Source organism: Glutamicibacter sp. MCAF14 (assembly GCF_052114325.1).
Classification (GTDB): Bacteria; Actinomycetota; Actinomycetes; order Actinomycetales; family Micrococcaceae; genus Glutamicibacter; species Glutamicibacter arilaitensis.
The window spans coordinates 228064-250626 of sequence record NZ_JBFREO010000003.1 but is presented as its reverse complement, the minus strand read 5'-3'; the positions used below and the strand labels follow the sequence as shown (position 1 = coordinate 250626).

Genomic DNA, 22563 nt, shown 5'->3' with positions numbered 1-22563 from the left:
ATTTGCACAGCTGTTGACAGTGCGCCCGTTCACTGACGTGTTTCAATAGAAGCTACGTAACTGCATGTTGAAGCGGAGGACAAATGGCTACAAGGGATGATGTTGCACGCCTTGCCGGCGTATCTCCCAGTACCGTTTCCTACGTGATCAGTGGACGGCGCACCATCTCAGATGCGACCAAGACCAGGGTTTTGGCCGCCATGCGGGACTTGAATTACACCCCGAACGCTTTTGCTCAGGGGCTGGCGGGTGCACGTCGCGGCATCCTTGCATTGCATTTTCCAACCAGTGTTGACGGCTACTCATCCACTGAGTTCGAGTATGTCACTGCGGCCATGGAGCGGGCTCGTGCCCTGGGCTATCACATGCTGCTCTGGTCCAACCCGATGACCGACGTCATGGGCATGGAAAGCCTTGTTGCCCAGAAATTAGTGGCCGGAGTGCTGCTCATGGAGGTTTCAGTTTCTGATCCGCGCTTTGATGTTCTGCGTCGCGCCAAAATTCCTTTCGCTTCCATTGGCCGGCCCGATGACAGCGATGACGTGATTTATGTTGACAATGATTTCGCTGAAGCAGGACGCCTAGCAATAGAGCATCTGGCCGGATTGGGTCACCGATCCATCATGTACATCAATGTTTCGCAACAAGATCAGGCCGCTGGCAATGGCCCGGCAATCCGTACCGCACGAGCCATCACCGAATCAGCGCAGGCACAGAATATGTCAATTGTTGAGATGCCCGTGGAGAATAACGCCCGCGGTGGCCGGCAAGCCTTGGACGGCTACCTGAAATTCAACCCGCGCCCGAGTGCGGTGGTAGGACTCAAAGAGTTCGCCACTGCTGGTTTCCTGAATGCTGCAGGAATGGCTGGCTTGTCGATTCCAGCGGACGTCTCGGTTGTCGCTTTGGGAATCGGTGACCGTTCGGCAGAAATGGTTTCGCCAGCGCTGACCACGGTGGCACCTTCCGGTGAAGTTATTGCCCACACCGCGGTTGACGCGCTGGTGGAACAGATCGAAGGCCGAGCCAGCGACGTCATTCAACAGCTCTTCACTCCCGTCATGGTGATCAGGGAAAGTTCTGGAATAGCTCCCGTTTAGCCCCCTCTTGAGGATTTTCTCCGGGTCTCGTGCGCTCGGCTGTTGACGCGYGTCGATGATCTGCGTCACTATAGAGGGGATCACTCGTGCCAAGCTGGAACTTCCCGCAGGGTGCAACTCAAAAGTGGAAGGCATCATGAAGAAAACAAAACGTGGGTTGAAGCTCGTTCCCGCTCTTTCCGTGGCCTCAATCGGTTTGCTGCTGGCCGGTTGCTCCGGGGGAGCAGATCCCAATGATCCCAATGCCCAAGGCGGGGAGACCCAAGTTGCCGAATCCGACGGAGTAGTGGATGTCTACGGACCAGTCACTGGCACCGAAGCTGAGCTGCTCGAGAAGTCCTGGGCCGACTGGTCTGAAGAGAACGGCATCAAGATCCGCTACACCGGCGACAAGAACTTCGAATCCCAGTTGGGCATCAAGGTCCAGGGCGGAGATACGCCTGACCTAGCAGTCTTCCCTCAGCCAGGTTTGCTGGAAGCTACCGTAGCTTCGGGCAAGGTGCAGAAACTTCCTGAAGGCGCCCAAGCTGAAGTGGGGAAGAACTGGTCTGAGGACTGGCAGAACTACGGCAAGGTGGACGGCGTCCAGTATGGTGCTCCGCTGATGGCCAGCGTCAAGGGCTACATCTGGTATTCGCCCAAGCAGTTCGAGGAATGGGGCGTCAGCGTTCCCAAGACTTGGGACGAAATGACCGCGCTGGGAACCGAAATTACCAAGAAGACCGATGAGCCTGCCTGGTGTGCAGGATTTGCCTCGGGCGAAGCATCGGGTTGGCCAGGCACTGACTGGATTGAGGACGCTGTCCTGCGCCAGTCGGGCACCGAAGCCTATGACAAATGGGTGTCCGGAGAACTGGAATTCACCTCGCCAGAAATCACCAGCGCATTTGATTCAGTTGGCGAGATCTTGCTGGATCCAAAGCAGGTCAACGCAGGCTATGGAGATGTAAAGTCCATTAATGCCACCGCGTTTGGTGACATCGGCACCGCAGTTGCCAAGGGCACTTGCCCGCTGACCCACCAGGCTTCATTCCTCGAAGGCTTCATCCTTGATGCCAAGAACGCAGACGGTGAAACACCTACGGTAGCTCCTGACGGAGATGTCTGGGCATTCATCGCACCACAATTCAACGAGGGTGATCCAACTTCGGTTGTCGGCGGTGGCGAATTCGTCGCGGCCTTCTCGAACGACGAAGACACTGCGAAGGTGCAGGAATACCTGGCCAGTGCAGACTGGGCCAATAGCCGAGTTAAGCTCGGTGGCGTGATCTCGGCAAACTCCGGCCTTGATCCAGAAAATGCCAGCAGTGATCTGCTGCGCTCTGCGGTGGAACTGCTGCAGGATCCAAGCACTACTTTCCGTTTCGACGGATCTGACCTGATGCCAAAGAGCGTCGGTGCCGATTCCTTCTGGAAGGGAATTGTGGACTGGATCGATGGGAAGCCCACCAAGGAAGTTCTAGAGAACATCCAAGCCGGTTACGACTCTTAGTCACCAGTGAATAAGTGGGGGAGGCCGGTTCAACCGGCCTTCTCCAGCTTTAAAGGAGATATGACTCGTGTCTGATTTTTTCCAGTGGCTTGCCGGCCTGTCACCGCTTCTTCAAATACCGGTAATTTTGCTTTCCTTTGCCGTGGTGATCGGCCTGGTACTTGCGTTCGTTGAGGTTTCTACGAACCGTGGACGTGGCTTCGCAATTCTTCGTTTGCTCGCCGCCGTGCTCGTTCCTGTAGTAATACTCTTATTGCTCGGGCTATATGCCTCGGTCATGTGGGTCGCCGCAGTGGCTGCCGTTCTCGGTCTTGCCGTGTATTTCTATGACCGCCGCTCACGGTCGGGGGCCGGCACTTTTCTTCAGCTAACAGGATTCCTGGCCCCGGCCATGTTCTTGCTGGCAATAGGGCTGATTTACCCAACCATCCGAACAGCAATTAGTGCTTTCATGACCAACGACGGCTCCGGATTTGCCGGGCTGGCGAACTTCGCCTGGGTCTTTACCAGCCCCGATGGCTTGACCGCCCTGCTCAATACGCTGGTCTGGGTCTTGGTAGCCCCGGTGGTTTCAACGATCATCGGCTTGGCCTACGCCGCCTTCATCGACAAGAGCCGTGGTGAGAAGTTCTTCAAGCTGCTCGTTTTCATGCCGATGGCAATTTCATTTGTTGGCGCGTCGATCATCTTCAAATTCTTCTATGATGCGCGGCAAGGCGAACAAATTGGCGTATTGAACGCAATCATCACCGCCTTCGGGGCGAAACCGGTGGACTGGCTAGGACTGGAACCATGGAACACCCTGTTCCTGGTCATCATCCTGATCTGGACTCAAGCTGGCTTCGCCATGGTGATTTTGTCCGCAGCAATTAAAGCGGTCCCTGCCGAACAGCTTGAAGCAGCTGCCTTGGACGGCACCACCCCGTGGCAGAGCTTCATGAATGTCACGCTGCCGGGAATCCGCTCATCGGTCATCGTTGTGCTGACTACTATTTCCATTGCTTCGCTGAAGGTCTATGACATCGTGTCCTCCATGACCGGTGGACGCTCCGAGACCACGGTTCTGGCCTACGAAATGGTCCGGCAGTTCCAGCTTGGCAGCCGCACCGGTTACAGCTCCGCATTGGCAGTAGTCCTGTTTGTCCTAGTGCTTCCGATCATCATCTACAACGTTCGCCAGCAAAAGAAACAAGGAGGCACTCGATGAGTACCGTCAGTGATTCCTCGCGCCGCTTGCTTAAAGCCACCGAAAAAACCGGCGGGAAACTGCGCAAGGCCAGTTCGTCTCGAATTGCCACGGCCGCTGCGTTCCTTATCGCCGCGATCTGGACCATCCCGACATTTGGGCTTTTTGTCTCCTCATTCCGTGAAGCCAACGACATCAAAACCACTGGTTGGTGGACGGCCCTGTCCAACCCGTCATTTACGCTGGAGAACTACGCGCAAGCGTTCGTCTCGGGCGACAGCTTGCCGCTGTCCAAGGCGTTCTTGAACTCCTTGGTCATTACGATCCCGGCTGCCATCATCCCGATCATCATTGCCAGCTTGGCGGCCTACGCTTTTGCCTGGATCAATTTCAAAGGGCGCAACACTCTATTCATCTTGGTCTTTGCATTGCAGATTGTCCCGATCCAGATGGCGCTGGTTCCACTGCTGCAGATGTTTTCCGATGGCATGAAAATCGGTGGGTTGTATATCCTTCCCGGGCTAGGCGTTAATGGGCTCGACGGCGCCTATGCCAAGGTTTGGATTGCCCATACGATTTTCGCCTTGCCTCTGGCGATCTTCATGCTGCATAACTTCATTTCGGAAATCCCGGAAGAAGTCATTGAAGCTGCACGAGTAGACGGTGCCGGGCACGGAACTATATTCACTCGTATTGTCCTTCCGCTGGCGACTCCTGCCATCGCGTCGTTTGGAATTTTCCAATTCCTCTGGGTATGGAATGACTTGCTGGTGGCCACGGTCTTCACCTCCGGTGGGGAACTTCCGATTACCAAGGCGCTTCAAGACCTCTCAGGTTCTTATGGCCAATCATGGGAGCTGCTCACAGCCGGAGCGTTCATCTCGATGATCATTCCGCTGGTTGTCTTCTTCGCACTGCAACGGTTCTTCGTGCGAGGTTTGCTGGCAGGAGCCAGCAAGGGCTAAGTCGAGCTCGTTCCAGAACCAGAGGGTGTCCGTCTGAAATCTCAGACGGACACCCTCTGGTTCTCTGTTCCCACGCCATGGATCCTAGGTAGGCTCATGCCTAAAGGACCAGCAACACCACGAAGGCGGAATTCTCATGGCAACCCTGTTGCTTACCAACATTGGACAGCTGACTACGGTTGACCAAAACGCTCGGGTGTTGGAACACGCCGCGGTGCTGATCCAAGACGGCCTGATCGCATGGGTCGGTGACATGGGCCAGGCACCGCAAGCCGATGAATCGATTGATCTCGGCGGGCGTGCGGTTTTGCCCGGCTGGGTTGACTCCCACAGCCACCTGATTTTCGGGGGCGACCGGGCCGAAGAATTCGTGGCGCGCATGGCCGGGCAGTCGTATGCCGCCGGCGGCATCGCGGTCACCACTTCAGCTACCAGCCAGCTTTCCGATAACGAGCTGAGCGAAGCTGTGGCTGCACGCCGGGCGGAAGCTCTGGCAATGGGCACCACATGGATGGAAACCAAGACCGGTTATGGCCTGGCAGTGGATGAAGAGACCCGGCATTCGGTGCTGGGCAAACCGCTGGTTGATTCCTTGACCTTCCTCGGTGCGCACTTGGTACCTGCAGGATGGGATGCCGATGAGTACACGGAGTTGGTAACTGGCCCGATGCTGGATGCCGTGGCAGATAACGTTGACTTCGTCGATGTCTTCTGCGAACGCGGAGCTTTCACTGAAGAACAATCGCGCCGGGTCCTGGAAGCGGCAAGGGCAAAGGGACTGGCGACCAAGGTCCACGGAAACCAGCTGGGTCCTGGCCCAGGAGTGCAGCTGGCAGTGGAGTTCGGCAGCCACTCTGTAGACCACGTGAATTATCTGGAGGAAGAGGACATCCAGGCGCTCGCCGGAAGCTGGGCCGGCTGGGACTCAGCCACACGGACAGGAACTCCGGGCACGGTAGCAACCTGCTTGCCCGCCTGCGACCTGTCTACGCGACAGCCGCTTGCCCCGGGCCGCGAACTGCTTGATGCAGGTGTGCGAATTGCTTTGGCCAGCAACTGCAATCCGGGTACCAGCTACACGAGCAATATGAACTTCTGCGTGGCTACCGCAGTGCTCCAAATGAACCTGTCGCTGGCTGAGGCAATCGAAGCGGCAACCTACGGCGGCGCCTTGGCCCTCGGAGTTGCCGGCCAAACCGGTTCCATCGAGGTAGGCAAACGTGCTGATCTGCATGTGCTTGACGCTCCGGTTGCTGCGCATCTGGCATACCGTCCCGGAATGAACCTGACCCACAGCGTATATCGGGCCGGCAAAGCAATCTAGCGGTTTGCCGCAGGCCACCGAGAACCGTGCTGTACCGGACACTATGCTCGGGGATTCCCGCCGGCGAGTGAGGAAGCCGATGAAATGGTAGCCGCCATTTCGACTCTCACTGTCCATGAGACTAGGACGGCAATACGAATATTCCGTCTGGGCTCGGGAACCCGGAACGCTGCTTGATGTGCGCGTAGACGCTGACCGACCACGGGGAATCTGACTGGTAGGGAGATAAATGCCAGTCGGAGAATCGTTGCATCAGTTGCAGCGAAGTACCTTGGCGAAGCTCGTCCTGGTCTGCTGACCCGCCTTTGGTATGGCTGGTGGTGCCGATAATGAGCACGCCCGAAGAACTGAGCACCTGATCGGCCAAACTGAAAATTCCCCGTAGCTGTTCGCGTGGGATGAATGCCGGAACATTGCCGGCCAGCAAAATGGCGTCGTACTGTTCGGGCAGGCCATGGCTGCGCAAAGAGGCGCTCTCCAGCTGATTCGCTGACAGCTGCCTGAACCAGGTCCCGTCGAATAGCTCTGCAGCTACTTCCAGGACTTGGGGTGTGGGGTCTATGCCGTAGGCATGGTGTCCCATGCGGCGCAGCGCATTGACCGTATTGCCCACGCCGCAGCCGATGTCCAGAACCTGTGATTCACGGTGGCATAGCATGTCAGTGAATCGGGCGACTACTTCCAAATCAGTACCGTCCAGAGTCTGCGCTCGCATCTTGGCCGCATATGCATCGTAGTTCGTGCCCATCTCCACAGTCTTGCATGAGCACAAGGCGTGAGCGACTTGTTTGCGCTTGTTGGCTGAAAATATGGCTCCGGATTAGGCATCCATGATAAACAAGACCTATGGCTAATACTGCTTTTAAGGGAACTCCCGTACAGACCATTGGTGAACTGCCAGCCGTAGGCTCGCAGGCTCCAGCATTCACCCTCACCGACACCGGCCTTGCAGATGTCACCAGCGAGTCGCTGGCTGGCCGCCGCGTAGTCCTGAACATCTTCCCATCAGTTGATACCGGTGTCTGCGCTGCCAGCGTTCGCCGTTTCAACGAACTGGCTGCCGGCCTGGAGAACACCACCGTAGTGTGCGTTTCCGCTGACCTGCCATTCGCATTGGGCCGCTTCTGCGGTGCCGAAGACATCGAGAACGTCACCGCTGCTTCGGTCTTCCGCTCGGACTTCGGTTCGGACTACGGCGTGACCCAGATCGACGGTCCACTGGCTGGCCTGCTGGCGCGCTCGGTCATCGTCTTGGATGAGACCGGAAAGGTGACCTACACCCAGGTAGTCCCTGAGATCACCACCGAGCCAGACTACGATGCAACCATCGCAGCCTTGAGCTAAAGCTTTATTGCATCGGCGACGATGCACCGAAATGCCCACGCGAGCCGCGAACTCGGGTGGGCATTTTGCGTTTTCAACGCGTTGGAACAAAATAATGTTTCGCTAAAGCCTGATATACGAAGACAACGGGAAGGACCATCATCAAGTGCTAATTCGCAGTTGAGGCAATTGATACCGTAAGTTCGTATCCTTGCAACTCGCTGGTGACGAAAGTCAGCGAACTTGAGTAGCCGTTAAGAGAAATCTGTTCGCGGACATTTACGCCTTCAAATGTGCAAGGCACGCTGATTTCTCCGTTCTCCTTTTTATCATCGCTTTGCCATGCGATGGTGGACAACGTATCTTTGCCCGAGCATTCGAGCGCAACCGCTTAATCGCCGCCGCGGAGCGGAATAGCAAGGGAGATATTCTGGTCCTTCTGGTCAACTACCGTGGTGAGGGCAGCTAGCTCGTGGCCTTGCAACGGCATCATCGATTCGGTAGCTGGCGTAGCCGGGCTGCTGGAATCGCTGGCAGAACAACCGGTGAACGCCATTGAAGTTCCTACGATGATTGTGAGCGCGAATGCATTTTTCAGTGTCATAATTTCTCCTCGCCTAGGAAGCTACGACTCGAAACTGGATTCCGGTTGGGGAGAACACGGTTCCTGAGCCGCTCGAGGTTTTAATTTCCGCGGTGTACTTACGCCATTTGAAGACATAAAAAGTGCCTTGAGGGCGCACGACGTACATCTGACGCGAATTCATTTTAGGTACCAACTCTTAGCATAACCCTGCGGCAAAGCCTCCTGTGCCTGCGTGAAGCCTATAGATCCTGCAGCAGGATCCGAACCCTATTGAGGAATACACTGGCAAGTTCTTCGTTCGGGCTCACCGAGGTGAAAGCACCGGCCAGCATGAGAGCAGCATCCAGACGCAGCACCGCCCAAGCGGTCGTGGACTCATCGATGGTTCCGCCATAAGCACGGTAGCCGGCAAGGATGTCCATGTAGTCCAGAGCGTTTTCTGGTATCTGAGCGTATTCGCGAATACGCGCCATCTCGAGTTCTGGAGCAGCAGTGAGTGCGTTGCTCCAATCAAATAATGCCCGCGGTTCAGCGGCAGCCACACGAATGTTCTGCCGGCGAATATCCAGATGCAGCTGGCTGACCGGTGCATCGAACGTTGGAGCACCTTGGCCAGATGAGTTGGTTTAGGCAAGGCTGGCAGCTGATGATCGGTACTAATTCTCGAATGACGATCACCGATGCGCTGAGCCAGATAATCATAGATATCCGGGCATCGGGCTACTTCACTAGCTAGTGGCTCAACCTGGTGCATCTTGGCCAGGACAGCTCCCAACGCCTGCTGGTTTACCGGCGTCTGGTCGTCGTCGATAACTTCGGTGACCAGCACCGAATACCCGCCTTGATCCACCAGCTCCGTCGGATTCGCAGAAGGCACACCATGCCCCAAGGCCCAGGCGCTAAGCCGCAGTTCTTTGCGTTGGAGCTCCAAAGCCTGAATCCCTGGATTATTCACGGTGTCAAAAACACGTGCGCGAGGTACGCGGTAGCCTTCACGCCGTGTCCCTGCCCGCGTGCTGAAAAACAGGAACTCCACGCCTGCACCCAATAGCCTCAGGTCGTGCGCTCCACGATTCAGCGCGAGCTCTTCCGCTGCTTGCTGCGGGGAGGTGATCTGGGAATTGAACATCAAACCAGAACAGCTTCCGCCGCATTCAGGATCCGCGGACCAATCTTGCGCATGAGCTTGCCCATCTTCGGGTTGTCGGTGCGCGAGAGGGTATCCGAAAGCCGTTCCAAACTCATCAACCCCAACCAGATCTTCGCACGGCGGGCCTCGTCCGGGTTGGGTGCAATCAAGTCCACCATCGCCAGCCCATGCCACAGACTCAGGTATGCGGTGTTAAGCGCAGGATCCCACGCCGCGGCCAGATCCCAGTCCAGAATGCCAATCAGTTCTTCGTCAACCCAGTGCATATTGTGCCCGGCCAGATCTCCGTGTACTAGTGCCGGGGGCACCTGTGCCAACTCATCAAGCTGTGCCCACAGGCTTCTGGCCGCCGGGCGCAGTTCATCGGGCAGGGCGTCGTAGCACTGCTGCTGGCGTTCTTCGGTCCATGGGCCGCGGAACGCAAAGGGCGTGGCCAGGTGATCGTTGATGGGTTCCAACGGAATCTCGGCCAAGTCCTTCACTACCTTGCCCAGAACTTGCGGATCTCCATAGTGCGGTTCGTGGGCACTGCCTGGAATGAATGACATCGCCACCGAACCCAAGCCATCAACGCTCAGGATCTGAGAGGTGGCCACCGGGATCTGGTAATCCAACTGGCTTTCGAGACGGTCCAGAAGGTCCAAGGTGCGGGGCATCTGCTCGGTGGCTTGCGGCGTGCGTGCCATGCGAATAACTGCCTGCGGGTTGGCAATGATCACCTTGTGGAACTGCCCGCCCTCGTTTACTGCCGCGTCATCCCATGAGAGATCGGGGCAAAGCTGGCGGGCAATCTGCAATTCTTCCTTGGTGGCAGGTCGGCTCACTGGCACTCTTCTCATGTAGCTCGCTGGCGGTCTTGATCTCAGGCTATCGCAGGTTTGCCACGCGCTTCCTCAGTACGCGCACAGCCAGATCAGCCTATGATCGAAAACGTGAACGCTGAACAAATTGAGCAGAAGGCAACCCGCAAGACCTTCGGGTTTGAGATCGTCTTGGTACTTGCGCTGTCCTTGGGGCAAAGCGCGGTCTACTCGCTGCTCAGCTTTGCGGACAAAGTCACCAGGGCTCCATTGCGCGAGCAGACAACGTCGCTGAATAACCAGCTGAGCACCCGGGAATTCTTTGACTTCTCCTACCAGCTGCTGGACATCATCTTTGCCCTGGTTCCAGTGGTGCTGGCGTTGTATCTGATGAAGCGCACTACCGGGAGAACCATCCGCGATATCGGTTTCGATATGCGCAAGCCGGGCAAGGACGCGCTGCTTGGAGCAGGACTGTTCTTGGCCATGGGCGTAGGCACGCTGGGAGTCTATGCCGCGGGGCGGGCTTTGGGCATCACGACGGCACTGTCGGCAGCGAATTTGGGAGATTATTGGTGGAGCGTGCCAGTGCTTCTGCTCTCGGCCGTACGCCATGCGGTGCTCGAAGAAGTCCTGATGCTCGGATTCCTGTTCACCTATGCCAGGAAATTGAAAATGGGCCCGTGGTCCATCATCATCCTTTCCGCTGTCATCCGCGGCAGCTACCACCTGTACCAAGGTGCAGGTCCGATGATCGGCAACATGCTCATGGGCGTGGTGTTCGGCTGGATCTACCAGAAGTACGGGCGGGTCATGCCGCTGGTCATTGCGCACTTCCTGCTCGATGCCATCGGGTTCGTCGGCTATGCACTGATTGGGCCGGCCATCGGAATCGGCCAATAGTGCCGTTATGCTGGGCTGATGCAGATTACCGAGCTGAGCGAGAAATACCTCCACCAAGCTGTTGACTTGTGGGAAGCCACCGGGCTGACTCGTCCGTGGAATGATCCGCTCGCTGACGCTCGACGGGCTTTGCACGAACCCACCTCTACGGTGCTGGCCATGATCGAAAATGATCAGGTTGTGGGCACTGCGATGACTGGCCATGACGGGCACCGCGGTTGGCTCTACTACGTTGCAGTGGATCCGCGCAGGCAGGGCAATGGCCTGGGCAGGTCCTTGGTGGATGCGGCCAGCTTGTGGCTGCGAGAACGGGCAGTGCCCAAGGTGCAGCTCATGGTCCGCAGCGAAAACGCTGCCGTCATCGATTTCTATGAACGCCTGGGCTTTGAAGACCAGCAGGTCGTTGTCTTGGGCCGGCGTCTGGACCAGTCTGAGGCAAGAGCCGGAAAAGAATGAAGGCGGGGACGCCATTGGCCCCGCCTTCGTGAGTTCATTTTTGAACTTCTTACAGCACCACGGTGCCGGACTCGGTTTCAAAGGTTACCGACATGATGCCCGGAGTGCCATTCGGAGCTTCATATTGCATGGTGACAGCTCCCAAATTGACGTTCTGCGGCTGGCCGAGCCAATCCAGCACCCGTTCGCGCGAACCGGCGATGGCTATCTCGCTGATGGCACCAACCGGTTCAAGCGACTTGGACGGATGCAGGTCCTCAGTACCGTCATCCCATGAGATCAGGTATGGGCACTGCGGGTCGGCGATCAGGCCCTTGATACCAATTTGCTGCCAGGTCAGTTCGCGGCCATCAGGGAACTTGCGGTTGCCAGGCACTGACTTGCGGCCCAGGCGGTCTTCGGCGCTGGATAGATCCTCCACCGAGACGCACCAGCCCATCCAGCCACCGCCGAGTTCCGAGCGGGCGCGAACAGCCTGTCCGAAGGGTGCCTTGTCGCTGGCCGGGTGGTTCAGCACCTCGACTACTTCCAAGTACTGGCCGTGCTTGAGCGGGAAGATGACATTGCGTGTTCCGAATCGTGGATGCACGCCACCCTTGACGAACTCCAAGCCGAGCGACTCGGAGATTCTTTGCGCGGTTGGCATCAGCCCATCAGGGCCGCATGCATAACTTACGTGATCTAGCCTCATCATGTGCCCATCATGGCAACATGTGATGGCAGTCTCTACTTAGGTAACCCTAAGCGGGGCGAATGCTATCGAATAGTCTGCGGAAAAGTCCTCAAAAATACGGAATATGACCGATTGAGTCCAAGGCCAAGCGCCTGCATTGCAAAGATCTTCGGTTCTCGGGCAAACTGGATGCAGGTCATGAGTCCCAGTAACAAGCCCCGGCTTACTGGGCGGCAACCCTCCACCGCGGTGGGGTGCCCCGGGTGAAGACCTGGCCCTTGAATGCGCAAGGCATCAAGGACAAGCGCGGGTTACCCCTGGAAGTTCTCTCGATACGGTGCTTCCTGTCGGTGTCTTTTCAGTGGCGTACCCCCATAGTCATGAAACGCTATTTGGAGGAAACCATGAGCAGCAACTGGTCATTTGAAACCCGTCAGATCCACTCCGGCCAGACCCCGGATCCGACAACTGGAGCACGAGCTCTCCCTATTTTCCAGACCACTTCTTTCGTCTTCCCTAGCGCCAAGAGCGCTGCTGCGCGATTCGCGCTGCAGGAATTGGAGCCGATCTACACGCGTATCGGAAACCCGACGACTGACGCAGTGGAAACCCGCATTGCCGACCTTGAAGGCGGTGTCGGAGCACTGCTGCTCTCTTCGGGACAGGCAGCAACCACCTTCGCCATCTTGAACTTGGCCGAGGCCGGCGACCACCTGGTTGCCAGCCCAAGCCTTTACGGCGGAACGCAGAACCTGCTCAAGCACACCCTGAAGCGCCTGGGCATCGAGGTCACCTTCGTCTCTGATCCGGATAACCTCGATGAATGGCGTGCCGCGGTCCGCCCGAACACCAAGGCATTCTTCGGAGAGAGCATCTCCAATCCGCGTCAGGATGTCCTGAATATCGAGGACATTTCGGCCATCGCCCACGAAGCCGGCGTGCCGCTGCTGGTGGACAACACCCTGGCCACCCCGTACCTGATCCGCCCGATCGAGTGGGGCGCGGATATCGTGATCCATTCGGCCACCAAATTCCTTGGCGGCCACGGAAATGCCATCGCAGGCGTCATCGTGGATTCGGGCAAATTCGACTTCGGCAAGGATGCGGAACGCTTCCCAGGATTCAACACCCCGGATGAGTCCTACAACGGCCTGGTCTTCGCCCGCGACCTGGGTGTCAATGGCATCCTGGGCGCGAATCTGGCCTACATCCTCAAGGCCCGTGTGCAGCTGCTGCGCGACTTGGGCGCCTCGGTTGCACCGTTCAATGCTTTCCTGATCGCCCAGGGGCTGGAAACCTTGTCGCTGCGCATTGAGCGCCACGGCCAGAACGCCGTCGAGGTTGCCAACTGGCTCGAAGCCCGCGGCGAAGTGCGCAAGGTCGCTTACGCAGGCCTGAAGTCCTCGCCTTGGTACGAGCGTGCGCAGAAGTACAGCGACCAGGGCGCTGGCTCGGTCATCGCCTTCGAATTGGAAGGCGGCTCAGAAGCAGGCCAGGCCTTCGTCGACGCGCTGGTGCTGCACTCCAACGTGGCGAATATCGGCGACGTGCGCTCCTTGGTCATCCACCCGGCCTCCACGACCCACGCGCAGCTTTCCGAGGCCGAGCAGGTTGCCGCTGGCGTCAGCCCGGGACTGGTGCGCCTGAGCGTTGGGCTGGAGAACATCAAGGACATTCTGGCCGATTTGGAACTGGGCTTCGCAGCTGTCGGCGCCCTTGAGAACAAGGAACTGCAGGAAACTCTCTAGGCATGGCATCCATTGTGACTACTGAAGATACTCTTCGCGCCGAAGAGCTCGCTGGCGGACAAGACGGCATTTTGCGTCGTAGTTCCGTGGGGGAGCACTGCTTTGAATTTGGCGGATACCTTCCCGAGGTGGAGCTGGGCTTTGAAACCTGGGGAACCCTAGCTGCCGACGGTTCCAACGCGGTACTGGTGATGCATGCACTGACCGGTGACGCGCACGTTGCCCAGGGCGATTCGCAAAGCGACGGCTGGTGGGAAGGTTTCGTGGGCCCTGGCGCCACGATTGACACCAATGAGTACTTCGTCGTGTCCATCAACATGGTGGGCGGTTGCAATGGATCCACCGGCCCGGCGTCCCTGGATGAGCAAGGCGTGCCCTACGGTTCGCGCTTCCCGTTCGTGACCATCAAGGACTCGGTGCGCCTCGAAGCGCGTCTGGCCAAGCAGCTGGGAATTGATTCCTGGCATGCGGTCATCGGTGGTTCGATGGGCGGGGCGCGTGCTCTGGAGTACGCGGTGCAGTTCCCGCAGCAGGTGAAGAATCTGGTGGTGATGGCATCCAGCGCGCAGGCAACTGCCGAGCAAATCGCCTTCGCCCAGGTGCAGACCCAGTCCATCCGCTTGGATCCGCACTTCTGCAATGGCGATTACTACGGCAATGAGGCCCGCCCGGACGCTGGTCTGGGTTTGGCCCGCCGCCTGGCCCACATCACCTATCGTTCTGAAGCCGAGCTCGAAACCCGTTTCTCGCGCAACCCGCAGGAAGGCGAGAAGCCAACGGGCCAGCTCGACGGAGCGCGTGGGCGCTACCAGGTGGAAAGCTATTTGGATCACCAAGCCAGCAAGCTGGTGAATCGCTTTGATGCCAACAGCTATCTCGTGCTCACCGAAGCGCTGATGAGCCACGATGTGGCTCGCGGCCATGAATCCTTGGAAGCTGCGTTGGCCCGCTTGGCGAAAGTCAACGTGGTAGTTGCAGCGGTGACCAGTGACCGCCTGTACTTCCCAGAGCAGTCGGTGAAACTGGCTTCGTCGCTGGCTAAGCCGAAACCTGTGCACTACATTGATTCGCCCATCGGACATGATGGCTTCCTGACCGATGCCAAGCAGCTCGATGGGGTCCTTCGGACGTTGGTATTCGGAGACTGATCATCGGCCGCGTAGCCGGATCGCTTGTAAAGCCAGAAGCAGTTCCACCAGTTATCGGTGGAACTGCTTCTGGCTTTTACTAGCTAATTTGCGCTGTCGCCTGCACCGAGGGAATCATTGGGCATGGTGTTCGCAAATGGTGCAGCCGAAGGACGTTTCGCGGTGATGCCATCGCCGGAGGACTGGTGGCGCAAACGGCGCAATACCCACGGCGCCAGATGCTCGCGTGCCCACTGCAGATCTTCCTTGCGGGCTTCTCGCCAGCTGCGCTGCTCGACAACCGGGGCGATTTCGGTATCCAGCTGATGCGGGACATTCAGCGAGTCCAAGGCCATGGCGGCAATGCGCTGGTGGCCGATAGGGGAGAAGTGCAGGCGGTCCGGTGCCCACATCTGGGACTGGTGCAGCTCCTGCAGAGCCCACATGTCCGCAACGATGGCGTCATGGCGTGCGGCTACGGTGCGCACGTTTTCGTTGTAGATTGCCACTTTGCCGCGGATGCTTCCAAGGACCGGGGTGTCGCGGATATCGGGTCCGGTGAACAGCAGGAGCGTGGCGCCGGTGGAGGTGAGCCTGGCTACCGCGTTATCGAGGATGTCGGCAATCTTGTCGGGGTCGCCGCCAGGGCGCAGTACGTCGTTGCCGCCGGCGCAGAGGGAGATCAGATCAGGCTTCAGCTCAATGCAAGGATCAAGCTGCTCGGAAACGATTTGCCCGATGAGCCGCCCACGAATCGCGAGATTGGCATATGCGAAGTCCGGAACCGTGCTGCTCAGTTCATGTGCCAAGCGATCGGCCCAGCCAAGATGCCGGCCAACGTTTGCGGGATCCGGGTCCCCGATGCCTTCGGTGAAGGAGTCTCCGATGGCGACATAGCGGCGCCATGGATGGACTGGGGTTTCTAGGGATTCTGTTGATTCAGGAGAAATTTCGTTTGGCACGAATCTATTGTTACCAATGGGTAACTTCTAGTCAATCATTCTCAAGGATGATTCCTGGGGCTGCTGCGCTACTCACTCAGTGCGTCCCTGCGAGCCTGCAAGTACTCATCGCGAGTAATGACTCCACGCGAGTGCAGGGATTCAAGTTCGGATAGCTTATCTTCAAGGGATTTTTTCGGTGCAATCATGGCTGAATTGGCCGCCCTTGCCATCAGTTCGGTTTCCATCGTCAGTGGATCGAAGCCGGCACTCTTGGCCTTGCGGTAGTTTCGGACGCTGACGAAGATGATGAATCCGAGGACGGCCACAAAAAGGATGGCGAACAGGGGAAGCCCGATGGAAAATACGGTGTCTGCGCTCTCGTAGGGCGACGACGTGTTTCCAAGGTCGGGTTCGATATATACGAATTCTTCGATATACCCGAAGTCTTCGAGATCCTCGGGCGCAAGCCCGGGCAGTGCGCTGCGGTATTCAATTTTTCCCATGGAGCTTTTCTCTCAATCGGACTTCGTCGCGTCCGGTGCGGGCGCGTTTCCAGTGGCCGTGATGCCATGGGATTAGCTAAGCATGAAAAGTTCAAAAAACTAGGGAATTTTTTGAAGATTTATTATTTTGTTACATGTCACTTCATAACTGTGTGATCCTCCAACAACTTGTGTGACGAGGAGTGAATGCTACATCGTGCCCGCTTGTGTCACCCTATTGACACAAGTCGGTGATATTGCTTGTATTGGTCTAGTGATACAAGCGGAAAGCTGCCTGCCTTCCCAATCTCGAAGGGAACGACGATGAGTAATCTATTGCCGATTATCGTGATCGTTGGAATCGGAATTGTCCTTGTCGCGTTGACTCGACGCGGAGTGCTTTCGCAACGACGCGCACCCCTCACGCTGCAATCCAGGGAAGCCTCGGGACCTGATAGGGAACTGGTGCTTCGAATACTCCGGGCAATCAGGACCCGCAACCTCACCGCAGTCGGAGCAGCAGTTCTTGGCGTTGTCCTGGCAGTCGTTGTGCATCAGGGTTTCACCAAAGCAGCGGGATTGCCCTTGGTTCTCGCGCCTGGGGCGGCGGGGGTCCTTTCTACGCTGGTATTTCTGTGGTGGCCGCTTCCCCATGAAGCCAGAAGCACCTCGCAGCTGAAGCATGACCAAATCTGTGCAGACCTGACGCCGCGAACCAAGGGGATGTTTGGCCCCGGCTGGGGAGTTGCTCTTCCAAGCGTGCTTTCGGCAATAACCGTCGTGGGGTTGCTTCTCGGTGGCATTTTTTCGTCGCCGGACGAGCGAGGACTCTACCGCCAGTTGCACTACGTCACGCATAGCGGAGCGTCAATAGATGCGAATTCGGTGGTTACCGAAAACTTGGTTGGGTACGGAAGCAGTGGGCCATTCCCGGGCTGGTACTACGGGATCCCGGTGGGAGCGGTAGTGGTGCTCGGGTACATGCTGACGATGTGGGCGCTCAATAGCAACGTCCGGCGGCCTAGCCTGCGCAGCTTGGAGCTGCGCGAATTCGACAAGGCGGTTCGTACCCATAACGGATACGTGCTCAGTACCGGATTCAGCGCACTACTCTGTTTCCAATTGGTTCCACTGCTGGCCATGGCCGCCATCTCGACCTATGGGGCTTCCTATAACGCCATTTACGAGGTGGGGCAGAGGTTTGACGCGGGTGCCGACATATTCCGCGATCCCTGGCTAGCGACGCTCGGATGGACCATGGGTGGCCTGTGCATGTTGCTTTTGATTATTGGCGTCCTGCTTCTTGGGCATCTCGTTGGGTGGATGGCAGCTGCCTACGGAACCGAAGTCCAGCACCAATCCAAGGGTAGGGAGATGCCGGCATGATCACGCTGGAATCGGCTCACCCAGCGGGGCCTTCAGAACAGATCAGAGCTCAGCTTGCTGCCATGATTCGTAGCGGTGAACTGGCAGAAGACGCGAAGTTGCCTACAGTGCGACAGTTGGCCGGCGATCTTCGAGTGGCGGTCGGCACGGTGGCTAAGGCCTACAAGGAACTGGAAGCCGCCGGACTGGTTCGCACCGGCCGTGCCAATGGCACCCGAGTGAACGCCGGACACATGCTGGCACCAAGGCTGCTATCGGATGCCAGGGTATTAGCATCCAGCGCGAAAGAATCGGGAATGGTCCTGGAAGAACTGCAGAATCTCGTCGAGGCGGCATGGAAGTCAGCCCAGGCAACTTAGTGCGCGGAACCAGCGCTCAGTGCTTTTCAGGTCACTTATCCAATTACGCGGTCTTCGATAGTCTTGGGTCACTATGACTAACCAAGAACATGCGCCGGTGGCCATCATCTCCCGTAACGACGAAACCCGCCTGGGGACTCCGCTGCTGGTGTTCCTGCACGGCTATGGTTCGAACGAGCAAGACCTCATGGGGCTCTCGCAGCACTTGCCTGAAGAATTCACTTACCTCTCGGTCCGTGCACCGCTGCAGGCAGGCCCGGGCTACAGCTGGTTCCCGCTGACCCAGGAAATCGACTACTCCATCGACGCGGTGGCGCACAGCGTCCAAGCGCTCTGGGCCCTGCTAGAGCCTTTGGCCCAACAGCATTCCTCGGTGACCTTGCTTGGTTTCTCCCAAGGCATGGCGATGGCCACCTCGCTGGCCCGCTACCAGCGCGATTCCATTGACGCTGTGGTGGGACTTTCGGGATTCGCGGTGGATCCGCAGCCATTGGAGATTTTTGACGATGCGAAGCTGGAGGAATATCCACTGCCGATGTTCTGGGGCCGGGACTTGGCAGATCCGGTAATCACCCGGGACAAGATCGAGTACACCTTGGCTTGGGTTCCGAAGCACACCGAACTGACCAGCGAAACTTATCCGCAGATTGGCCATTCGGTGTGCATGGAAGAACTGCAGGACGTTGCCGAATTCCTCAACACGGTCGTCCTGAAGAAAAACTAGCTACTGCTGGGCGGTGACTTTCACGCATTCACCGTTCACGCACACCACGTCGCCGGGGCGGATCTGCGCCCCGCGGCGGGTATCCACCTGGCCATTGACGGTGACAATTCCGTCGGAAATCATTTCCTTGGCGTGGATGCCGTCCTCAGCCAGGGAAGCAAGCTTGAGCAGCTGGCCCAAGCGAATGGACTCGTCACGGATTTCTAGGTCAAAAGCTTCATTGGCACTCATGGCGTCCATTCTTCCCTAAATATGCCGCTTGCAACGCGAATATCGGCCAAAGGCGTGGAAGTTCACGTCAGCGTTACCTGATTTCGCTTCGTTTGCAGGCCATGGAACCGATACCCTTGAAAGGTATGTATTTTTCTACGGACCGCAACCAGCGGCCTCGTAATTTCCATTGGAGTTGATATGGCGCCACAGTCCAAGCTAGACCAGGTTATTTCCCTCGCAAAGCGTCGAGGATTCGTATTCCAGGCTGGTGAAATCTACGGTGGTTCCCGTTCCGCATGGGATTACGGTCCCCTGGGTACCGAACTGAAAGAAAACATCAAGCGCGAATGGTGGCAGAGCTTCGTCCGCGGCCGTGAAGACATGGTTGGCCTGGATTCCTCGATCATCCTGCCAAAGGCTGTGTGGGAAGCCTCGGGACACGTGGCAACCTTCACCGACCCGCTGGTCGAGTGCATCCAGTGCCACAAGCGCCACCGCCAGGATCACCTCATCGAGGCCTTCGAAGCCAAGAAGGGCCGCGCACCCAAGGATGGCATGAGCGAGATCGCCTGCCCTGACTGCGGCACCAAGGGCCAGTTCACCGAACCACAGATGTTCTCCGGTCTGATGAAGACCTTCCTGGGCCCAGTGGATTCCGAGGCAGGCCTGGCATTCATGCGTCCAGAAACCGCACAGGGCATCTTCGTGAACTTCGCCAACGTGCTCACCGCCAGCCGCAAGAAGCCGCCATTTGGCATCGGCCAGATCGGCAAGGCCTTCCGCAACGAAATCACCCCGGGCAACTTCATCTTCCGCACCCGCGAATTCGAACAGATGGAAATCGAGTTCTTCACCGCTCCAGAAGACGCTCCGGCATTCTTCGACCAGTGGGTCAAGGACTGCTGGGCATGGTTCCTTGACCTTGGCATCAAGGAAGAGAACCTGCGCCAGTTCGACGTGCCAGAAGACGAGCGAGCACACTACTCGGCCGGCACCATCGACTTCGAGTACCGCTTCGGCTTCCAGGGCTCCGAATGGGGCGAGCTGATGGGCGTTGCCAACCGCACCGACTACGACCTGTCGTCCCACGCGAAGGCTTCGGGCGCCGAGCTGTCCTACTTCAACCAGGCCACCGGCGAACGCTACACCCCATACGTGATCGAGCCTTCCTTCGGCCTGACCCGTTCCATGATGGCCTTCCTGGTCGATGCCTACACCGAGGACGAGGCACCGAACACCAAGGGCGGCGTGGACAAGCGCACCGTGCTGAAGCTGGATCCGCGTCTGGCACCAGTCAAGGCCGCCGTGCTGCCGCTGAGCCGCAACGAGAACCTCTCGCCAAAGGCCAAGGACTTGGCTGCCGAGCTGCGCAAGCGCTGGAACATCGACTTCGATGACGCCGGTGCCATTGGCCGCCGCTACCGCCGCCAGGATGAGATCGGCACCCCATTCTGCATCACCGTGGACTTCGACACCCTCGATGACCAGGCCGTGACCATCCGCGAACGCGACACCATGGCCCAGGAACGCGTGTCCCTGGACCAGGTCACCGCCTACCTTTCCGAGCGTCTGAACGGAGCCTAGAGCCCGATGAACGAACTGGAATTCCGCCCATGGCGCTCCGGGGATGACCTGCAGCTGCTGCAGATCTTCGGTGACCCGCGCTCGCCGCAGGCCCACCAGGACCGCACCATGCTGCGCGAGAACAGCGATGCGCCGTTCTCCCGCACGCTGGTAGCCACCATTGATGAAGTGGCTATCGGCGCCGGCGTGGTGTTCGCCTCTTCGCTGCACCCGCAGCGGCTATGGCTCTATGTCGAGGTGGCTGCCGAACAGCGCCGCACCGGCGTAGGCACCGCGCTGGTTCAGCAGCTGCGCAAGCAGATCCCTGCGGGCCAGGCTACGGAGCTCAAGGCCCGCTATACCGTGACCGCCGGAGATCCGGCGGCCGCGGCGGCAGGCTTCTGCCAATCGCTGGGCCTGGGCGAAATCCAGGTCTCACGCGATGTCATCCTGGAACCGGGTGCCTTGGCTGAACCGGTTTTCGACACCAATGACCGGGTGATCGAGGACCTGTCCACCGGCAGCGTGGAATTGACCAAGCTGGTCATGGACTTCTACAACGCCGTGCACACCGATTGGGATCCGGCCAAGATGACCGTGGGTTCGGCCCAGAGGATGCTGCTCGACGAGCACACCGGTGCGCAGGGCGCGCTGGTGCTGCGCGACAAGCCCAAGCGCGATGGCGGCGTTCCGCTGGCCTTCGCCGTGAGCTACGTGCCGGCGCGTGAGAACGCCCCGACCGACGTGCTGGTAGGCCACAACCCTGCCTTCAGCGATGACGAAGTGGCCGAAGCGGTGCGCGACATGGTCGCCATGCTCATCCACCAGTACCCGGTGAAGCTGGAAGTCGACTCGTCGATGTTCGTTCTCTCATCGTTGATCGATGCGTTGGCAGCGGTTGACCAGGCCACCGTCATTTCCACCACGCATATCCTCGCCAGCGACGCGGCGAAGTAGTGCAAGCAGAGACGGGACTCGCCTAGCGGGTCCCGTCTTTTGCCATTTCCACTCAGACTTCTCTTCTTGAAAGAACGCCGTTGACTACCACCACCATGACCGCGCAGGTACGTACCGGCGGAAAGTTCCTGTTCACCGTGCTGGCAATCGCCTCGGGCTTGCTGCTGTGCGTGCAGTCGCGCATCAACGGAGCGCTGGGCGCGAAACTAGGCGATCCCATCGCGGCCTCAACCATCAGCTTCGGTGTGGGGCTGGCGGCATTGATCCTGCTGGCCCTCCTTGTTCCCGCAGTGCGCAGCTCGGTACGGCAAGTGCCCCGTGCCTTGGCCCAAGGCAGGTTCCCGCGCTGGTATCTGGTGGCCGGAGCGGTGGGCGCCTTGATTGTCTTCAGCCAGGCCGCAGCAGTTCCGCTGATCGGCGTCGCGCTGTTCACCGTCTGCCTGGTCACCGGCCAGTCCATCGGTTCCATGTTCATGGACCGAGTAGGATTCGGCGGAGCCACGCCGCGCAAAATCAATGCCTTGCGCCTGCTGGGCGTGGTGCTGACCATTCTCGGAGTGATTTGGGCTGTGAGCCCGCGTGGCGCAGATGCCCAGCTTTCCACGTTGCTGCTGCCAATGGCGTTGTCGATGGCGGTCGGGATGCTCATGGGCTTCCAAGGAGCGGCCAATGGCGTGCAAGCGGCAGCCTATGGCAGCGCAACCGCGGCCACCTTGGTGAACTTCGCGGTCGGCTTCGTGGTCCTGGTTCTCGTGATGATCGTGCGGCTGCCCGCTGGCGTAGAGCTGCATCCGCTGCCCAGTACCTGGTTGCACTACATCGGAGGGCTGCTTGGCTGCCTGTTCGTTGGCATCACGGCGATGGTGGTCAAGCGGCTCGGCGTGCTGGTCACCAGCCTGGCTGCCGTGGGCGGCCAGCTGGTGGGTTCGCTGCTGCTGGACGCGTTCTTCCCGGCCCCGGGTTCGGTCATCACCACGGCCACGGTCATGGGCACCTTGCTGACGTTGCTCGCCGTCGGCCTGGCGTCGGTTTCCGGGGCGCGGAACGCGAAGAAAGTGCACTCCCAAAGCTCAGCTGCGTGACGCGAAGAGCGCACCGCGAT

24 protein-coding genes and 1 riboswitch are annotated in these 22563 nt (G+C 58.5%); of the genes, 16 read left to right on the top strand and 8 right to left on the bottom strand.

All coding sequences use genetic code 11. The features are described 5' to 3' along the window. Positions 1-83 precede the first annotated feature (83 nt). From AB4Y71_RS06595 to hutI, 5 genes are all read left to right on the top strand, one after another. Positions 84-1100, top strand: a complete 1017-nt coding sequence (locus AB4Y71_RS06595; protein ID WP_441718904.1) for a LacI family DNA-binding transcriptional regulator — start codon at positions 84-86, stop codon at positions 1098-1100. A 136-nt stretch (positions 1101-1236) separates the two neighbouring features. Beyond that, complete coding sequence (locus AB4Y71_RS06590; protein ID WP_041649406.1) at positions 1237-2592, top strand: ABC transporter substrate-binding protein; 1356 nt, start codon at positions 1237-1239, stop codon at positions 2590-2592. A 67-nt stretch (positions 2593-2659) separates the two neighbouring features. Then, positions 2660-3799: a carbohydrate ABC transporter permease gene (locus AB4Y71_RS06585; protein ID WP_441718901.1), complete on the top strand. Its 1140-nt coding sequence runs from the start codon at positions 2660-2662 to the stop codon at positions 3797-3799. Next, a complete protein-coding gene (locus tag AB4Y71_RS06580; RefSeq protein WP_441718898.1) occupies positions 3796-4743 on the top strand; it encodes a carbohydrate ABC transporter permease in 948 nt (315 codons plus the stop codon). The genes AB4Y71_RS06585 and AB4Y71_RS06580 overlap by 4 nt, the downstream gene beginning before the upstream one ends. A 136-nt stretch (positions 4744-4879) precedes the next feature. Then, complete coding sequence (gene hutI / locus AB4Y71_RS06575) at positions 4880-6067, top strand: imidazolonepropionase (protein ID WP_441718896.1); 1188 nt, start codon at positions 4880-4882, stop codon at positions 6065-6067. Positions 6068-6188: 121 nt separating this feature from the next. Here hutI and AB4Y71_RS06570 read toward each other — a convergent pair whose 3' ends face one another. Beyond that, positions 6189-6815, bottom strand: coding sequence for a class I SAM-dependent methyltransferase (locus AB4Y71_RS06570; RefSeq protein WP_441718893.1), 627 nt, complete (start codon positions 6813-6815; stop codon positions 6189-6191). A 98-nt stretch (positions 6816-6913) separates the two neighbouring features. On the opposite strand from AB4Y71_RS06570, the gene tpx reads away from it, so the two are divergent. After that, on the top strand, positions 6914-7411 hold the full coding sequence (gene tpx / locus AB4Y71_RS06565) for a thiol peroxidase (RefSeq protein ID WP_013348274.1): 498 nt from the start codon (positions 6914-6916) through the stop codon (positions 7409-7411). Positions 7412-7781: 370 nt separating this feature from the next. Here tpx and AB4Y71_RS06560 read toward each other — a convergent pair whose 3' ends face one another. From AB4Y71_RS06560 to AB4Y71_RS06550, 3 genes are all read right to left on the bottom strand, one after another. Then, entirely contained in the window at positions 7782-7994 is a 213-nt protein-coding gene (locus AB4Y71_RS06560; protein WP_441718890.1) for a hypothetical protein, read from the bottom strand. 221 nt (positions 7995-8215) lie between these two features. Next, on the bottom strand, positions 8216-8518 hold the full coding sequence (locus AB4Y71_RS06555; protein ID WP_441718887.1) for a hypothetical protein: 303 nt from the start codon (positions 8516-8518) through the stop codon (positions 8216-8218). A gap of 586 nt (positions 8519-9104) precedes the next feature. Further along, positions 9105-9950 (bottom strand): phosphotransferase family protein, encoded by an 846-nt coding sequence (locus AB4Y71_RS06550; protein ID WP_441718885.1) that lies wholly within the window; start codon positions 9948-9950, stop codon positions 9105-9107. 96 nt (positions 9951-10046) lie between these two features. Between AB4Y71_RS06550 and AB4Y71_RS06545 the strand changes: the two genes are divergently transcribed. Together AB4Y71_RS06545 and AB4Y71_RS06540 are read left to right on the top strand one after the other, a co-directional pair. Next, positions 10047-10829 carry a CPBP family intramembrane glutamic endopeptidase gene (locus AB4Y71_RS06545; RefSeq protein WP_441718882.1) on the top strand — a complete coding sequence of 261 codons (783 nt, stop codon included), beginning with the start codon at positions 10047-10049 and terminating at the stop codon, positions 10827-10829. A gap of 18 nt (positions 10830-10847) precedes the next feature. Beyond that, on the top strand, positions 10848-11285 hold the full coding sequence (locus tag AB4Y71_RS06540; protein ID WP_441718879.1) for a GNAT family acetyltransferase: 438 nt from the start codon (positions 10848-10850) through the stop codon (positions 11283-11285). Positions 11286-11334: 49 nt separating this feature from the next. Here AB4Y71_RS06540 and AB4Y71_RS06535 read toward each other — a convergent pair whose 3' ends face one another. After that, entirely contained in the window at positions 11335-11979 is a 645-nt protein-coding gene (locus AB4Y71_RS06535; RefSeq protein WP_013348280.1) for a VOC family protein, read from the bottom strand. Positions 11980-12152: 173 nt separating this feature from the next. Beyond that, positions 12153-12271: riboswitch (SAM riboswitch) on the top strand. A gap of 91 nt (positions 12272-12362) precedes the next feature. On the opposite strand from AB4Y71_RS06535, the gene AB4Y71_RS06530 reads away from it, so the two are divergent. Both AB4Y71_RS06530 and metX read left to right on the top strand, forming a co-directional pair. Beyond that, positions 12363-13706, top strand: coding sequence for a bifunctional o-acetylhomoserine/o-acetylserine sulfhydrylase (locus tag AB4Y71_RS06530; RefSeq protein WP_013348281.1), 1344 nt, complete (start codon positions 12363-12365; stop codon positions 13704-13706). Positions 13707-13708: 2 nt separating this feature from the next. Next, positions 13709-14854: a homoserine O-acetyltransferase MetX gene (gene metX / locus AB4Y71_RS06525; protein ID WP_441718876.1), complete on the top strand. Its 1146-nt coding sequence runs from the start codon at positions 13709-13711 to the stop codon at positions 14852-14854. Between the two features lie 83 nt (positions 14855-14937). On the opposite strand, the gene AB4Y71_RS06520 is transcribed toward metX, so the two are convergent. Together AB4Y71_RS06520 and AB4Y71_RS06515 are read right to left on the bottom strand one after the other, a co-directional pair. After that, positions 14938-15795, bottom strand: coding sequence for an SGNH/GDSL hydrolase family protein (locus tag AB4Y71_RS06520; protein ID WP_441718873.1), 858 nt, complete (start codon positions 15793-15795; stop codon positions 14938-14940). Between the two features lie 68 nt (positions 15796-15863). Beyond that, on the bottom strand, positions 15864-16280 hold the full coding sequence (locus AB4Y71_RS06515) for an SHOCT domain-containing protein (RefSeq protein ID WP_441718871.1): 417 nt from the start codon (positions 16278-16280) through the stop codon (positions 15864-15866). A gap of 303 nt (positions 16281-16583) precedes the next feature. On the opposite strand from AB4Y71_RS06515, the gene AB4Y71_RS06510 reads away from it, so the two are divergent. The 3 genes from AB4Y71_RS06510 (at position 16584) to AB4Y71_RS06500 (ending at position 18728) form a co-directional block, all read left to right on the top strand. After that, positions 16584-17645: a hypothetical protein gene (locus AB4Y71_RS06510; protein ID WP_441718868.1), complete on the top strand. Its 1062-nt coding sequence runs from the start codon at positions 16584-16586 to the stop codon at positions 17643-17645. Positions 17646-17707: 62 nt separating this feature from the next. Continuing rightward, complete coding sequence (locus AB4Y71_RS06505) at positions 17708-18004, top strand: GntR family transcriptional regulator (RefSeq protein ID WP_441718865.1); 297 nt, start codon at positions 17708-17710, stop codon at positions 18002-18004. A gap of 73 nt (positions 18005-18077) precedes the next feature. Further along, positions 18078-18728 carry an alpha/beta hydrolase gene (locus AB4Y71_RS06500; RefSeq protein ID WP_441690348.1) on the top strand — a complete coding sequence of 217 codons (651 nt, stop codon included), beginning with the start codon at positions 18078-18080 and terminating at the stop codon, positions 18726-18728. On the opposite strand, the gene AB4Y71_RS06495 is transcribed toward AB4Y71_RS06500, so the two are convergent. Continuing rightward, entirely contained in the window at positions 18729-18959 is a 231-nt protein-coding gene (locus tag AB4Y71_RS06495) for an RNA-binding S4 domain-containing protein (RefSeq protein WP_013348288.1), read from the bottom strand. Positions 18960-19139: 180 nt separating this feature from the next. Here AB4Y71_RS06495 and AB4Y71_RS06490 point away from each other — a divergent pair, with 180 nt between their 5' ends. The 3 genes from AB4Y71_RS06490 (at position 19140) to AB4Y71_RS06480 (ending at position 22543) form a co-directional block, all read left to right on the top strand. Further along, positions 19140-20525 (top strand): glycine--tRNA ligase, encoded by a 1386-nt coding sequence (locus tag AB4Y71_RS06490; RefSeq protein ID WP_134780859.1) that lies wholly within the window; start codon positions 19140-19142, stop codon positions 20523-20525. Positions 20526-20531: 6 nt separating this feature from the next. Further along, positions 20532-21461 carry a GNAT family N-acetyltransferase gene (locus AB4Y71_RS06485; protein WP_441718862.1) on the top strand — a complete coding sequence of 310 codons (930 nt, stop codon included), beginning with the start codon at positions 20532-20534 and terminating at the stop codon, positions 21459-21461. Between the two features lie 80 nt (positions 21462-21541). Next, a complete protein-coding gene (locus AB4Y71_RS06480) occupies positions 21542-22543 on the top strand; it encodes a DMT family transporter (protein ID WP_441718859.1) in 1002 nt (333 codons plus the stop codon). The last annotated feature ends 20 nt before the right edge of the window (positions 22544-22563 follow it).

Bases quoted from the DNA above. Each gene is read 5' to 3' on its own strand.
- AB4Y71_RS06560 (WP_441718890.1), bottom strand. From the start codon at position 7,994: ATGACACTGAAAAATGCATTCGCGCTCACAATCATCGTAGGAACTTCA.
- AB4Y71_RS06535 (WP_013348280.1), bottom strand. From the start codon at position 11,979: ATGATGAGGCTAGATCACGTAAGTTATGCATGCGGCCCTGATGGGCTG.
- AB4Y71_RS06595 (WP_441718904.1), top strand. From the start codon at position 84: ATGGCTACAAGGGATGATGTTGCACGCCTTGCCGGCGTATCTCCCAGT.
- AB4Y71_RS06515 (WP_441718871.1), bottom strand. From the start codon at position 16,280: ATGGGAAAAATTGAATACCGCAGCGCACTGCCCGGGCTTGCGCCCGAG.
- AB4Y71_RS06490 (WP_134780859.1), top strand. From the start codon at position 19,140: ATGGCGCCACAGTCCAAGCTAGACCAGGTTATTTCCCTCGCAAAGCGT.
- AB4Y71_RS06510 (WP_441718868.1), top strand. From the start codon at position 16,584: ATGAGTAATCTATTGCCGATTATCGTGATCGTTGGAATCGGAATTGTC.
- AB4Y71_RS06580 (WP_441718898.1), top strand. From the start codon at position 3,796: ATGAGTACCGTCAGTGATTCCTCGCGCCGCTTGCTTAAAGCCACCGAA.
- hutI (WP_441718896.1), top strand. From the start codon at position 4,880: ATGGCAACCCTGTTGCTTACCAACATTGGACAGCTGACTACGGTTGAC.
- AB4Y71_RS06485 (WP_441718862.1), top strand. From the start codon at position 20,532: ATGAACGAACTGGAATTCCGCCCATGGCGCTCCGGGGATGACCTGCAG.
- AB4Y71_RS06505 (WP_441718865.1), top strand. From the start codon at position 17,708: ATGATTCGTAGCGGTGAACTGGCAGAAGACGCGAAGTTGCCTACAGTG.
- AB4Y71_RS06495 (WP_013348288.1), bottom strand. From the start codon at position 18,959: ATGAGTGCCAATGAAGCTTTTGACCTAGAAATCCGTGACGAGTCCATT.
- AB4Y71_RS06530 (WP_013348281.1), top strand. From the start codon at position 12,363: ATGAGCAGCAACTGGTCATTTGAAACCCGTCAGATCCACTCCGGCCAG.
- AB4Y71_RS06590 (WP_041649406.1), top strand. From the start codon at position 1,237: ATGAAGAAAACAAAACGTGGGTTGAAGCTCGTTCCCGCTCTTTCCGTG.
- tpx (WP_013348274.1), top strand. From the start codon at position 6,914: ATGGCTAATACTGCTTTTAAGGGAACTCCCGTACAGACCATTGGTGAA.
- metX (WP_441718876.1), top strand. From the start codon at position 13,709: ATGGCATCCATTGTGACTACTGAAGATACTCTTCGCGCCGAAGAGCTC.
- AB4Y71_RS06545 (WP_441718882.1), top strand. From the start codon at position 10,047: ATGATCGAAAACGTGAACGCTGAACAAATTGAGCAGAAGGCAACCCGC.
- AB4Y71_RS06540 (WP_441718879.1), top strand. From the start codon at position 10,848: ATGCAGATTACCGAGCTGAGCGAGAAATACCTCCACCAAGCTGTTGAC.
- AB4Y71_RS06570 (WP_441718893.1), bottom strand. From the start codon at position 6,815: ATGGGCACGAACTACGATGCATATGCGGCCAAGATGCGAGCGCAGACT.
- AB4Y71_RS06500 (WP_441690348.1), top strand. From the start codon at position 18,078: ATGACTAACCAAGAACATGCGCCGGTGGCCATCATCTCCCGTAACGAC.